We start from the raw sequence: 13,814 nt of genomic DNA, 5'->3' as shown, positions 1-13,814 counted from the left end.
CGGGGCAACCTGTACGACCATGTCGACGAACTTCCCTGGGTCGACGGTGAGGGAAGCACGAAGAGCGCGGTCGACAACTACCTGCTCAATATGGGAATCAGTTGGGGCAAGTGGCAGACTTCAGCTTCATAGAAAAACCCACCGGGAGGGCGCTGCTGCCTGCCGCGGTGTGCGCGGCCGTGCTTCTGCCGCTGGCAGGATGCGGGCTCTCCTCCGGTTCCGACCACAGCACCAACGACGAGGTACAGGAGCTGGCCTACCCGGAGCGGATCGAGCAGGTCGGCTGGGAGTGGCAGCCACCTGAGGACGCTCGGATCATCGGTAGCGTTCCCGTACCCACGGGCGTGGCCGTCGTACTCGACGACGGCTACGTCGTGCTCGCCGGAGACACCGGCGAGGAACTGTGGCGGTACCGCGCCCAGGACACCGCCCGCGCGGCGTACGCCTCGCGGGACGGCGAGTACCTGGCGTTGGAGGTCGAGGGAACCGAGTCCGCTTCCGTGCTGCTCCGGTTCAACCCGTCCACGGGCGAGATCCTTGAGGAGTCCGCCCGTGACGAGGCGGGTAGCGACGACGCCGGAGTGGACGACAGGTCCTTCCGCCAGTCTGTGGAGGAGGGCACCATGGTCGTCCGCTCCTCCGAAGGTCCCGCCCTGACCGCGCTCTCCCTGGAGACGGGCGAACCGGTGTGGACCCGCGAGGAACCGGCCGGGTGCACCACCACCGAGGGCCTGAACAGCAGCACCGACGACGCGGTCGTCCTCGACGGCGTGGTCGTGGAGGCGTTCACCTGCGCGCCGAGCGTGGTACGCGATTTCACCTACACCCGGGAGGAGGGTGACGTCGTCATCTCCGGTCTGGTCGGCCGCGATCTGCGGACGGGCGAGGAGCTGTGGCGCTTCGAAGAGGACTTCGGTATCCACGCCTTCCAGTCCATCGAACACCGAAGCCTTGCCCCCCTCTCCGGCCAGTACCTGGTGATGAGGACGCTGAACTCCCCCAACGTCCTCCTCGACGTGTCGACGGGCGAGGTCATCGGTGAATGGGAGGGCGGGGTCATCGGAGTACTGGAGGACGGGTCGGTCGTGGTCTGGTACGCCCGCGACGGGGAGTACCGACGTGAGACCCCCGAGGGAACGGCACTGGCCACCCTGCCCAACCCCGTTGAGGCGATACCGGATACATCCGACGTCACGGGGCTGGGGACGGACGACTCGATCGTCCTCGCAGAGGGCATCGTCAACTCCGGTGAGCACTCTCTCGGGCCGGACGCGGAAATCTGGTTCCACGGTTGGGACTCCGGAGACGCCCCCGTCGTGATCGATGTGAGCCAGGTCGGCATGAAGGACGCTGAAGCACGGCTCTCCACCACCGCCGTTCCTGGCGCTGTGGTGCTCAGCTATACGGAGAGCGGTGACGACGGCCGTCAGACACTTCTGGGCCTCACCTGATCACTTCTCCACGAAGACATAAACCCCATTTACATATTTAAACTAAAAATGGACATAAGAATCCACACAAAACCCCGGTTGAAAGTTCTCCGAGAACTTTCGCCGATTCCCTTCGCTTCGGCCCGCAACCAAGCGATGGTCCACGCATGGCAACCATCAACCAGCGCACGCTGGCCGACGGGCGTACCCGCTACTGGGTGAAATGGCGGCTCGGCGGCACCCGCACCGGCGCGCCCCAGTCCGAACCGTTCGACACCCACGCCGACGCCCACACCTTCAAACTCCACGTCGAGGCCGCCGGCCACCAGTGGCCCGAGAACTGGATCCGCTGCCCGGTACAGGCCGCCTAGACGCTCAGTTCCTCGGGAAGTTCTGGGTCTCATCCGGCGTTCGAGTACTCCCATCGCCAACTCCGCCGTCTCGCGTGGGCATCCGCGTGAGATGAACACATACGCCATCCGGTAAGCGGCCCACGGCGGCCGGCAGGAGCTGGTCGGCCCACACGGCGGCCGATATGGCGCGGTCGTCGACCTGCCAGGCCAGGTCCTTCTCGCCGAGACGGAGGTGACCGGGCTGCCGATACCCGAGGGCTACAAGCGGTCGGTCCTGGCCTGATCCGCCCGAAGACGGCCTTGAACGCGAAGTGATGCAATCCGCTTACAGGCGGTGTGGGAGCAACCATCATCGACTCCCCGCACGCGACTCCCTGCGGAACGTCACCGGGCTGGGGCATACTCCTGAACGCCGGTTCCCCAGTGCTGACGACGCCGAAAGGGTCTCGTGACTTCCCCGAGTACACTCCCCGAACCAGCCGACCAGTTCCTCACCGCCCTCGCCCATGAGATCAAGGCCCACTTGGCGGACAACGCCAACGCCCAGGAGAAGGTCTCCCTCAAGGACGGCGAACGCGTCCGGGTCGGCGATGGCGACCACCCCCACGAGTACCTGTTCTCCTGCACCCGCTGGAAGGATTCCTTCGATTCCGATCGGCTTCTGGTGCGCCCCTCCCGTTCCCGCCAGCCCTGGGAGCACGCCGCAGCCACAGCTCACCCCGACGGGAAGATCCTCGTCACCACGGAGGCGGACCTCGGTGACCGCCCCGGAAACGTCCAACTCCGTGACGACGAGACATGGTCCCTGACCAAACTCGCTGACCGCATCCGGGATTGCGGACAAGATCCCGGTCCCGTGAACGTGGTCACCGCGTCCTGGATCCTCGGAGACGGTGACCCCACGGTCGGGGCACTGGCCGACCCGCACCGGTACATCAGCGGATACCGGGACATGACTCTCAACGAACGCCAGCGCCAATCTGTGGAACAGGCCCTGGGCAGCGACATCACCTTCATCTGGGGCCCGCCCGGCACCGGCAAGACCGAGGTGGTCTCCCTGATCATCGAGGGATCCCACCATCTCGGTGAACGGGTCCTGTTCCTGGCGCCCACCCGGGTGGCTGTCGACCAGGCGCTGGAGCGGGTCTGCGAACGGCTGGAGGGTGAGGACGATTTCGACACCGGTCTGGTACAGCGGGCCGGGGATATCGAGGTCGACTCGCTCCGGGAACGGTTCGGTTCGGTGATCGACCCGGAGATGATCGCCGGACGGCTGGGGGTGGACCTCTCCGCCCGGGCCGGGGAACTGGAGGAGACCCTCGAACTCGCCACAGCCCAGCGCCTCGCACACGAACGCCTCGCCCGGGCCGAGACAGAGCTGGGGAGTGCGTGTTCCCTTGCGGGAGAGATCACCGACGAGATCTCCCACCACCGAATCCGAGCCACCCGCGCCCAGAGGGAACTCGACCAGGTGGTCGCGAGCGTCGAGGCGATCGGGCCGCCCTCGGGGATGTTCGCCAAACGCAAGGCCGAGCGGCTGGCACGCCTGATCGAGGAGCGGGATCGCCTCCGCAGCGCTCTCAGTGAGGAGCAGCGGCGGATCGATGCCTCCACCGATCGTCTGGAGGACGTCAACACGGCGATCACCGGACGCGTCCGCGAACGGGACTCCGCCCTGGCGGCCGCCCGTGGCCTTCCTTCCGCCGATGAGGTGGAGGAACTGATCGGCCAGGCCGAGTCCGAGCTCGCCGAGGTCCGTAAGGAGCTCGACGGGCTGCTGGAGGCGGTCCGTTCCCGGTGCCGGATCATGGGCACGACCCTGTCCAAGGCCCTGCAGAGCCACCGCCTCCTGGAGGAGGTGGACACCGTGGTCATCGACGAGGCCGGCATGGTCGACCTGCCCTCCGCGTGGTGTGCGGCCGGGTTGGCCGACAAGCGTGTCGTGGTGGCCGGGGACTTCCGGCAGCTGCCCGCGATCACCCAGGCCTCCGGATCCAGGGCGCTCCGGCCCGAGGAACAGGAGCACTCCCGGCGGTGGATGGACCGGGACGTCTTTCACGCCGCGGGGCTGGTAGACCCCTCCGGTCGGGTGACCGACGACCCCCGCCTGGTCGGTCTGAACACCCAGTACCGCATGCGCCCCGGCATCTGCGCCGTGGTCAACGAGGTCGCCTACCGTGATGCTCCCCTGACCACCGGGCGTAAGGACCTTTCCCGGCTGCCGCACTCGCCGCTGGCGGACCAGTCGGTGGTGCTGGTGGACACATCCGGCAGCCGTGTCCGACTCGGCGGCGCTGGTCGGCACAAGTCCAACCAGGTACACGAGGCCGTCATCCACGAACTGGTTCGCGGCCTGCAGTACGACGGTGTCCTGCCCGGACGAAAGCACGACGATCCCGTGTCCCCCGCTCAGCGCATGGCGGTCATCTCCCCCTACCGGGACCAGGTCAAGCACCTGCGCAGCAGTATGAAGTACCGGTTCGGCCAGGAGTACGAGGGACTGGCCGACACCGTGCACCGGTTCCAGGGCAGTCAGCGGCCCCTGGTCATCGTGGACACCGTGGCCGGTGCCGGGGACACACCGGGCTTCTTCTACAGCGGCACGGGGATGTCCTCGTCCACGGCCCGACTGCTCAACGTGGCACTGAGCCGGGCCCAGGACCACCTCGTGGTCGTCGCCGACGTCGAGTACCTGCGCGAACACCTGCGGCCGGGCAGTGAAACCGTGATCATGCTCGACGTCCTGGAGGAGTCGGCCCAGCGGATTCCGGCCCAGGAGCTGGTTCCCGTCCGTAGCGCCGGCGACCTCGTCGGCCTGAGCGAGGAGGAACTGCGCCGTCCCGCCTTCTTCCCTGCCGACGAGGTGACCAGGGCCTTGGAGTGGGACCTGGCCCGGGCCAACGAGAGTATCGAGATCTACTGCGCCTTCCTCAACAGCCGACCCGTCGAACGCTGGCTCAAGCACCTGGCCCCGCGCATCGCCCAAGGGGTGCGGGTCACCGTGTTCACCCGTCCGGTCGGTGACAACCAGGACAAGAACGCCGAACGGCACCAGGCGCAGATCCAGCGCCTGCGTGAAGAGGGATGCGAGGTGCGTCCCCGCGAGCGGATGCACGAGAAGGTCGTGGTGCTGGACGGCACGGTGCTCTGGCACGGCTCCCTGAACCTGTTGTCGAGCGACGGGCCCACCGACCTGATGATGAGGTTGACTGACCCCGAAGCCTGCGATCGGGTCCGGCATATTGTGGAACGGGCCCGCCGGGACCAACCCCTGCAACACGTCCGTCAGGCCCAGAGCGAGCAAGCGGCCCCCGCAGACGCCCCCGGCATCGGCGAGGTGGTGGGCGACCGCCTGTACCTCAAGGTCCCCTTCGGCGAGAAGGACGTGGCCAAGCGCGAGGTCAGGGCCCGGTGGGACGGCAAGGCCCGCCTGTGGTGGGTGCGCCCGGACACCCCGAGGGAAAAGCTCGCCCGCTGGCTGTGACAGCCCCACCCCGCCGCCCGCGCCCTCTCTGGGCGCGGGCGCGGTTATGCACCGGGGCCGGTGGCGCGGTTGGGTACCGGCGTCACCGGCCCTGTGATCGGCCTACTACCCGTGACCCCACCACCAAGGAGTCGCTCCTGCGCAAGAACCGTTTCCTTCGCGGCGCGGGGCAGGTCTGACCGCGATTCAGCCAGTGGTCAGGCGGCATACTGCCGATTCTGGTCCCGCATGCAGAAGGGAGAGCAGACGCTCCCTCATGTCCTGGCTCATGGTCCTCAATTGGTCCTGGTGTTGCGGAGATGGCGACCGATGAAGCCGACCACAACCTGCCCGTGGTCCGCGGTGCAGTCGAGGAAGTGCAAGCGTGGGGAGATGGAGCCGCGCGAGTCCAGTTTGATGTGCGCCTCCATCAGCGCCTCGCCGTCGGGATGGACTTCCAGAGGAACAGGGAAGACTCGTTCGTCACCCCACTGGGTGAGCGTACTCCGGCTCTCCGACATCGCGACCTGCTTGTGCGCGTAGTTTCGGCCTCCCGGTGGTGGGTTCTGGCAGAACTCGTAGAAGGCTCCGGAGAAGCCGTTTTTCTTGGCTCGGGCATAGCTGTCCAGCGACCTCAGGGCTTCCCACGCCTTGCGCGCCCACACCGCTCGCTTGCTGCCGGCGACCTCGTCGAGCTCCAGGGTGAGGGGCTTGTCGCCCGTGTAGAGGATGTGGGGTAGACGCGGAAGGTTATCCAGCAATTCCTCGAAGGAGTCCGGAAGTTCTTCCGGGTCGAGTACAGGGAATGCGTCCTCTGGTCCACCTGCTCCGTTCAGCAGTGCATTCTGGACACGTGCCAATTGACTCTTGGTCTTGGACAGCTGTTCCTGTGTGGAGAGATGTTCAGTGATCTCCTCATCGATCTCCAATTCCAGGTTTTCATGGCGTTCAGCCAACGACTCCACCTGTCGGCTGGCGAGATCATAGCTTTCCTTGAGCTCACGGTACTGCTGGTCAGCGAGGGAAAGCAGGGATGTCAGGTATTCGATCTCATCCCGGAGCTCACCCGAAGCATCCGCGTTCGTTGAGGCCTCTCGGGCCGATGCTCGTTCTTGATTCCGTGTAGCGCGTTCGATGTCGAAGGCATCTTGGAACGCGGCCCCGCGAAGCGCCGAAGGAAGCGGTGCCGACCGAGCCCGCTCCTGCACGTTTCGACTGATGTTCTTCCACGCGTAACCGTCAGGTGTCATGAGGCGAACCTGGGACAGCAGGCGGTGGCGGTGCGAGTCGGCAGGCAGCTCTATGTCGACGTCAGGCAGGTAGGTCCGAATCGCCCCGGGCGCAACCCGAAAGACATCACCGAGCTCGTTGCGCAATGCGTTGCATGCCGCCTCATCCTCCAGCTCGTACAACGACGCGGATCCGACGGCCCCCCTGATCGTTCGAGTGACCCTTTGGCGCCAGCCTTCTGTATGCCGAGTCGGCCGCGCGATAACGATGCACGGAAGCCGGCGATTCGAGTTCGTCAGTACAGCGACGAGCTGGTGGATGCGCAGTGCAGTGATGGGTTGGGGGCGGACTGTCAGCGGAGCGGGACCGTCACGGAGCGGCAGTTCCTCGGTCAGCTCCCCGATCAAGCGGGGCCGACCCGGATTCACCGCTTCCCCGTCCGTGGGGTTGTACTCCAGGTCGACGCTCACCCAACCCGTCTTCGGACCAGTACTTACGGCCGTCACCGTTGTGTGGAACAGCCCTGCTGGCGAGGTGTCGCGGAGCCGGTAACGTAAGCCGCTCTCACTGCCGTCCTCAGCGTAGGCGCTTGCGATGTACAAGGTCGAGTTCTTGGACACCTGGTGGATTCCCGACGCAGACAGCGGCTTACCACCGGGGTGCTTGCCCTGCACCCAACTGGTGGTGCAACGCCGGACGACCGCCATCAGGTCGACGTCGTCATCGCTGCGAACGGGCAGCACCGCTCGGTGCACCAGGGGGGGTATGGACATACGTCCTCCGTGGGATTCTCTTGTTTGATGGTGACGCGTGTGGTCCACGTCGCCTGGGGGAAAGGTACGGCAGCCCGTCCAGGAAGGGGCGGCCTGAAAGGTTCAGCCTCGGTGTCGGTTTCCTCGGTGACCATTATCGTCGGCTCCACCGGCATGAAGTGCACGCGGAATCCGGGATAGGGCGCAACAGAATCCGCAGCGCTGCGGCCGGGTGATGACGATATCCCAATCCTCGCTGCTGGCCAGATCGCTGTCGGTAGCGCTGCGAACACCGGAAACGGCTACAGGCCACCGACTGCGAGTGCTCATCGTTCTGGTGGGCCCGAGGGGCTGATTTCCGTCGGCGCCAAGGGAGATGTTGGTGGTGAAGGCGAAGCCGTCTACGCGACCACGTTCCATGCCACGCGGCCACGAGGGAGCGAGATGTTCGAGCGGTACGTCGAAAACGCGAGCGCGTCCCCGAGGCAGCTCCATCCAACACGACGCTATTCAGGCTCGGCTCGTTCTGCCGCGCCTGGCACAGACATTGGGGGGCTCTCGCCTCGATAAAGGCGGACCAGAGGACACAGTCGCAGACGTCCTCTTCGGGGGGCTGGGCGCAACCCGGCGGTCCTGATTGTGACAGGGAAAGGGTACAACTGAGGGGCCGAACCGGGCTCTGCCGGAAAGACCCCCTCACAAGAAACGTCACTACATGACCGATCACAGCCCCTACGTCGGGCGGGTGTACGCGGCCTTGTCCAGGTCGATGAGTCTGCGCAGCTTGGAGATCGGCCGCACGGCTACGAACCGCTGGGCGCGTGCGCGTCTGCGCTCCCCCTTCCCCAAGGGCGTTCGCGGCGGATCCGTCGAGTGGAGCGACGATGCCGGCTGGTCACTGCTCCTGTCCGTCCTGGACGAACCGGAGCAGCGGTACTGGCTGAACCGCGCTCCGGTCACCGGTGTGTCGGTTGTCGCGGACTGGGCTCTCCAACTGGTCGAGGAAGTCCGGACTCCGAACGCGGGCCTCCTGTTCTCCCTGGTGGATCTCCACACGAAAAGGGTGTCGCACACCGAGCCGCAGGAGGAGGTGGACCGGGAGCTTGCGGCCTACGAAGATCCAGCCAAGCGGTACGGCGGGTTCTGGGCGAACGGACAGCTCCCCGTGGAGAAACCGCAGGAACCCGAGACCAGAGTCGCCGCCCTCGCGCTCACCGACGTGATGCACGACTTCCTGAGCCGGGACGGAATCGACAGCGGCCAGTACGCCGTGCGCGGAGCCCACGAGAAATGGAAGCGTGGGACGTATCTGGGCCTGTTCATCGACGAACGGGCCGGCCGGAACGCGCGGACTGTTCTGGGACTGGGAACGGTGGCTCCCTCGGGCAAGTCCGGGACTTTCGAACGCAAGGTCGAGATCTCCCATTACGCCCGCCTGTCACAGCCGGTCCCCCTGGATCTCTTCTCCGACCTGGGCAAGGTCGCCAGGGACTCCTTCGGCCGCAACCGGAATCTGACCCCGGTGGCCGGGCAGAAGATTCTGGCGAGGCTGACCGCCAGGTCGCCCGAGGCTGCCCGGCGCATCGCATGGCTCGAAGAGCAGATCAGGCTGGAGGAGCCCTCTACCGAGGACCGTCCGGTCCGGCCGCTGGAACGCGACGCGCTCGGTGTGCTCTTCGAAGCTTTCGACATCGAACGGGAGCACCTGCTGAGCTGGCGCAGGGAAAGCGAAGCCGATCCGTTCCTCACGGGACTCGCCGGGGCCCGGAAAGGGGGCCGGTTCAACCCGCAGGAGAAGTGGCAGGTGGACTTCGACGCCACCAACTTCCCCGGCTGGAGGTTCCACAACACCGACCACGTGGCCTGGCGCAGGTTCGAGAACAAGTACGGGTCCAGGTCCCTGCTGGTGGCCAATATCGACCGCACGCCCGCGGAGGACAAGACCGGTGTGGACCTGGTCTACTACAACCCCCACGGCGGCAACTTCGTCATGCTCCAGTACAAGACGATGCGCCAGACCAGGGAGGGCCTGTACAGCAGCATCGACGAGCGGTTCCTCACACAGATCAAGCGCATGCGCGAGTTGGACGAGAAGAGCCGCGACACCACGCCCAGGCACCCGGACATCCGCCTCGTCGACACCCCGTGTTTCATCAAGCTCTGCGCTCCCCAGACGCGCATGTCAGCGGGTACCGAACTCATCTCGGGCATGTACTTCACCCGTGAGCACTTCGAGATCCTCCACGAACACACCGAGGACCTCGGGCACAGCACGGGCAAGCGGATCCGCCAGGCCTCGATTCCCCGGTACCTGACCGGCACCGACTTCATCTCCCTTATGTCCAACGGCTGGCTGGGCAGCCGAGGCACGGGAACCGAGCAGTTGTACGAACAGCTCGACCTCTCGCTGGCCGAGGGCAGGTCAGTCATGTTGGGGACGCATACGGACGGGCTTCCCCTGATGAACCACAGCTCGGGGCAGTGGCAGGAGAACTTCTGATTCCCAACTGAGGGCAAATGGTCGAAACGGCCTGATAACCGGCCTTACCAAAGAATCAACTGCATTCCCACTTGTGAGTTCCCTATGGTGATAGACATCGCGTTCCACCCGCTGCCCGCCTTTCCCGGGCAGCCCGTGGAACGCGGTGGTCCCATCCTCTTCGCAGACTGTTGATCCGGTCTGCGCACTTCCCTTAGAGGAATCACCGTGAACGCCATGCTCATATTCGCCCTCCTCGCAGCGACGGCCGCGGTCTTCGCCGTCCTCGGCTACCTGTTCGCCCGCCACCGCTCCGAGTCCCGGAACCGCCATCACAGCGACGAGCAAAACCGTCTGCGAACGGAATGGAAGCTCGCCGAGGAACAGCGCGACCAGGCCCGCACCCAGGCCGAGACGCTGCGCCGGGAGCGCGACGAAGCCCGGAGCGCGCAGCGCGAACGGGAGATCGCCGCGACCGAACAGAACGCCAGGTTGGAAGCCGCGTCCGGGCGGATCGGCGCGTTGGAGGCCGAACTCGACGCCACCCGGGACCAGAACCAGAGGGCCGCGACCGATGCGGGGGGACTGAGGAAGTCCCTTGACGAGAGTCGGCAGCGGCTCCGCGGCCTGGAGGGTGAACTGACCGCCGCTGAAAGGGACAAGGCCGCGCTGGAGGCGGTGGCCGACCAGCGGAAGGAACTCATCGACGAACACAAGGCCGTCATCGAGAAGCTGCGCACCGAGCAGGCCGGGCTGGAGAAGCGGCAGGCCGAGGTGGCCGCAGCGCAGAAGGAGCTGAAGCAGGTCCGGGAGGAGCACAGCCGACTCCAGACCGAACAGGTCGAGGCGACCATGGCCAAGATGCTGAAGGCTTCCCAGGAGGAGCTGAGCACCACCGCTGACGAGAAGCTGGGCACGACCGCCAAGGACATCACCGAGAAGCTGCGGGAGATGGGCGTGCAGCTCCGCGAAATCGATGGCAGGCGCACCTCGACCGAGAGCCAGCTGAACGAGCAGATCAGGAATCTGGCGGCGGAGAACGTGCGGAGCCGGAGGCAGACCGAGGAACTGGTCAAGGTGTTGCGCAAGCCGCAGGTCCGTGGGCAGTGGGGCGAGATGCACCTGAAGAAGACGGTCGAGCTCGCCAATCTGCACGAACACGTCGACTTCAAGCGTCAGGTCACAGTGGAGGGCGAAGAGGGGGCCCTTCGCCCCGACATGACCATCGAACTGGTCAACGGTCACAAGATTGTGGTGGACGCCAAGGTGTCGCTGGAGGCGTTCATCAACGCGGTGGAGGCCGACGACGACTCCGAGTACGACAGGTTCATGGGCGAGCACGCCACGCACGTTCGTAAGCACGTGGACGGACTGGCCAGCAAGGAGTACTTCACCAAGGTGGCCGGAAGCCCGGACTTCGTCGTCATGTTCCTGCCGAACGAAGCCTTGCTTCAGGCTGCCCTGGACAAGCGACCCGACCTGCACGAGTACGCCCTCGACAAGAGGGTCGTGATCGCTACCCCGACCATCCTGATCCCGATCCTGCGCGTCATCGGCTTGTCCTGGGAGGAGGAGAAGGTGCGGGAGAACTCGGAGATCATCCACGGGTTGGGCCGGGAGATCTACGACCGCCTAGCCAAGGTGGGTGAGCACCTGGGGAGGCTGAGGGGTTCCCTGGACAAGTCAGTGGAGCACTACAACGCGACGGTCGGCTCTTTGGAGGGGCGCGTCCTGCCGACCGCCCGCGAGTTCACCAAGCTCGGTATCCGGACGAACAAGGAACTGGTCGAGCTGAAGCCGGTGGTGAGCCAGCCGAGGGCGGTGACGGCCCCTGAACTGGTGCGGTCGGTGGCCACGGAGCCCGAACCGCTCGGCTGAGCAGGTGCGCGAAGGAACAGCGCGGCCCTTCCCGGACAGGTTCTGGGAAGGGCCGCGTCAGTGCGTGTGGGCACGGTGCGTGTCAGGCCGTGGCGGGACCTGTCAGTCGCGAAGGTGTTCCCGCCCGCAGAGCTCGACGTCCCGCCAGAAACGGGCCCAGGAACTGTTGGTGCCTCGGGGCGAACCCAGGTACTTGCCCTCGACGATGGCACGGAAGACGGCTGGAGCATCTGACTCGGTGTATTTGCGCCCCTTGGTTCCCGAGACCTCGCGCATGAGGATCCGCTTGGGATCGGAAAAGCGGCCGGTGTCCCTGCCCTGGTACTTGGCGGGGACCTTCCACGCCTTCACGACCGAGGACAGCGCCTCGGGGAAGAGCAGCATCCACGCTTCCATCTCGGCCACGGCAAGGACGTAGTGCCCGTGGCCCATCTGGCGGTGGATCTCCTGTTCCACACGCCGATGGGCTTCCACAGAAGCGGAACCGTCAGCGGCGTCGAAGTCCTCCTGCACGTAAAGACAGGCGACTCGGGCTCCCGGCCCCTGTTTTTCGGCGACACCTTCCGCTTTCTTGAGGATCGAACGAACCCGCTCGGTGAGGTTTGCTCCCGTGGCCTTGTGTAGGCGGACGGGGTCGCCGATCTGCACGACGCTGCCGCGCAGGCCGGGCTGTTCCTCTTCCAGGAGGGTCTTCAAGCTCTCCCGGTCGTTGCGGTCCTCACCGGCGATCACCACGACGGAGCGGTTGCTGCCCTTACGTCGTTGCTGATACCGACCACTCACAGACCACCGCCCAGGACCCCCGAGAACCACAGTTCTCCGAGGGGAAGGCCTTCGCTCCGGTCCACGATGGCCTCCAACCTTTCCTGGCTCACCGCCGGGATCTGGGAAGCCCCGTCATCGTCCCGTTCGCAGACGATGAGTTCGTCTGGTCTGAGTCTGTCAGCCAATGCCGGCGAATGGGTGGCTATGAGGAACTGGGTCCGCTCGCTCGCCTCGCGTATCCGTTCCACGAGGAGTTCCAACGCCTGGGGGTGCAGTCCGTGGTCGATCTCCTCGATACAGGTCAGAGCTGGCGGGTGCGGGTCGTACAGAAGCGCGAGGAGACCGAGGAGTCGGATGGTTCCGTACGAGGCGTCGGCCAGTTGAGTGGGAACACGGAGTCCGGATTCGTGGAGGACCACGATGACCTCGCGTGCCGCCCCGGAAGGGAAGTCGAAGTCGACGTCCTCCAGTTGGGGCAGCACCTCCCTGGCGTCAGCCACCAGCCGTTGCCATGCGCCGAGGTCGTTCCTCTTGATGGTGAACAGGAAGAGCGCGAGGTTGGAGGCGTCTTCCATGAGCGAGGTCCCGGCCAGGGTGCCGGAGGAGAACCGCGAGGGAAAGCGGGCCGAGACGACGTCCACGTCGAACACACGGAACGCCGCGAGCCCTTCCGCCAAGGTGGCGACCTCACTGCCTCCGGCGTCGTCGCTCAGACGCGGCAAGGTCGACAGGCCGCTGCTGAAGCGTTGCAGGCCGATCGAGTGGGTGACCGTGTCTTCGGCCTCGCTCCTGCGCGTGTCCACGACCTGGGCCTTCTCACCCTGGATGGTGATGCGGCGCCCGCGCCCCTTGGTCCTCTTGAACTGGAAGCTCTCCTTCCGGGAAAGGGCGTCCCTGCCGTCCCTGCGACGCCTCGTGATCTGGAGCGCGTACTCATCGGGCGCGTTGGAGCTGCTGTGCTTCGTCCATGTCGCCTTGAGACGGATACGGATGTTGGAGGGGGGCCTGCTCCCGCCGCGGAAGGCTGTGCTCTCGAAACCGCCGCGGCTTTCCAGAGCGGGTTCGATGTCGGTCTGGATGATGTCGGCCAGGAACCGGAAGACGTCCAGCAGGTTGGTCTTGCCGACCCCGTTGGGTCCTACCAGGACGTTGAGCGGCCCAAGCGGAATACGGACCTGGCGCAGACTTCGGAAGTTCTGGACTTCGAGTTCCAGCAAGCGCTTGTGCATAGCTCCCAGCGTTCGTTGTCGTCGTTCCAGCCCGCCCAGAGAAGAAAAGAGGTGTGGTGGGTGGGGTGTCCTCCCCGTGTGCGCGGGGCGCAGCCCCCTGGGCGCGTAATCCTAAGCACCTTAGTAAGTAGTGCACATCCCCGCGTGCGCGGGGAGCACAAGAGCAGTCGAATTACGCGACTAGTCGCGTAGGGACCATCCCCGCGTGCGCGGGGAGCAAGCCATTTCACCAGGG

The 13,814-nt window shown here is 65.6% G+C and carries 8 protein-coding genes; 5 read left to right on the top strand and 3 right to left on the bottom strand.

The features are described from left to right. Positions 1-110: 110 nt before the first annotated feature. The 3 genes from AC0VX6_RS06730 to AC0VX6_RS06720 all read left to right on the top strand — a co-directional run bounded on the left by AC0VX6_RS06730 (position 111) and on the right by AC0VX6_RS06720 (position 5,267). Positions 111-1,451 carry an outer membrane protein assembly factor BamB family protein gene (locus tag AC0VX6_RS06730; RefSeq protein WP_475467800.1) on the top strand — a complete coding sequence of 447 codons (1,341 nt, stop codon included), beginning with the start codon at positions 111-113 and terminating at the stop codon, positions 1,449-1,451. A 146-nt stretch (positions 1,452-1,597) separates the two neighbouring features. After that, a complete protein-coding gene (locus AC0VX6_RS06725) occupies positions 1,598-1,801 on the top strand; it encodes a hypothetical protein (protein WP_475467798.1) in 204 nt (67 codons plus the stop codon). Between the two features lie 430 nt (positions 1,802-2,231). Continuing rightward, positions 2,232-5,267: an AAA domain-containing protein gene (locus AC0VX6_RS06720; RefSeq protein WP_475467797.1), complete on the top strand. Its 3,036-nt coding sequence runs from the start codon at positions 2,232-2,234 to the stop codon at positions 5,265-5,267. A gap of 275 nt (positions 5,268-5,542) precedes the next feature. Here AC0VX6_RS06720 and AC0VX6_RS06715 read toward each other — a convergent pair whose 3' ends face one another. Continuing rightward, complete coding sequence (locus tag AC0VX6_RS06715) at positions 5,543-7,249, bottom strand: hypothetical protein (RefSeq protein WP_475467796.1); 1,707 nt, start codon at positions 7,247-7,249, stop codon at positions 5,543-5,545. Positions 7,250-7,943: 694 nt separating this feature from the next. Between AC0VX6_RS06715 and AC0VX6_RS06710 the strand changes: the two genes are divergently transcribed. Together AC0VX6_RS06710 and AC0VX6_RS06705 are read left to right on the top strand one after the other, a co-directional pair. Continuing rightward, positions 7,944-9,728, top strand: a complete 1,785-nt coding sequence (locus AC0VX6_RS06710) for a hypothetical protein (RefSeq protein WP_475467795.1) — start codon at positions 7,944-7,946, stop codon at positions 9,726-9,728. Between the two features lie 216 nt (positions 9,729-9,944). Continuing rightward, positions 9,945-11,585, top strand: a complete 1,641-nt coding sequence (locus AC0VX6_RS06705; protein ID WP_475469272.1) for a DNA recombination protein RmuC — start codon at positions 9,945-9,947, stop codon at positions 11,583-11,585. 102 nt (positions 11,586-11,687) lie between these two features. Here the strand turns inward: AC0VX6_RS06705 and AC0VX6_RS06700 are convergent, their stop codons facing one another. Both AC0VX6_RS06700 and AC0VX6_RS06695 read right to left on the bottom strand, forming a co-directional pair. Further along, entirely contained in the window at positions 11,688-12,320 is a 633-nt protein-coding gene (locus AC0VX6_RS06700; RefSeq protein WP_475467794.1) for a hypothetical protein, read from the bottom strand. A 44-nt stretch (positions 12,321-12,364) separates the two neighbouring features. Beyond that, positions 12,365-13,579, bottom strand: coding sequence for an AAA family ATPase (locus AC0VX6_RS06695; RefSeq protein WP_475467793.1), 1,215 nt, complete (start codon positions 13,577-13,579; stop codon positions 12,365-12,367). Between the last annotated feature and the right edge of the window lie 235 nt (positions 13,580-13,814).

This window comes from Nocardiopsis sp. iso_25 (assembly GCF_056173305.1).
Note: the sequence above shows the minus strand (reverse complement) of the source record. Positions and strands in the feature narration are given on the sequence as shown.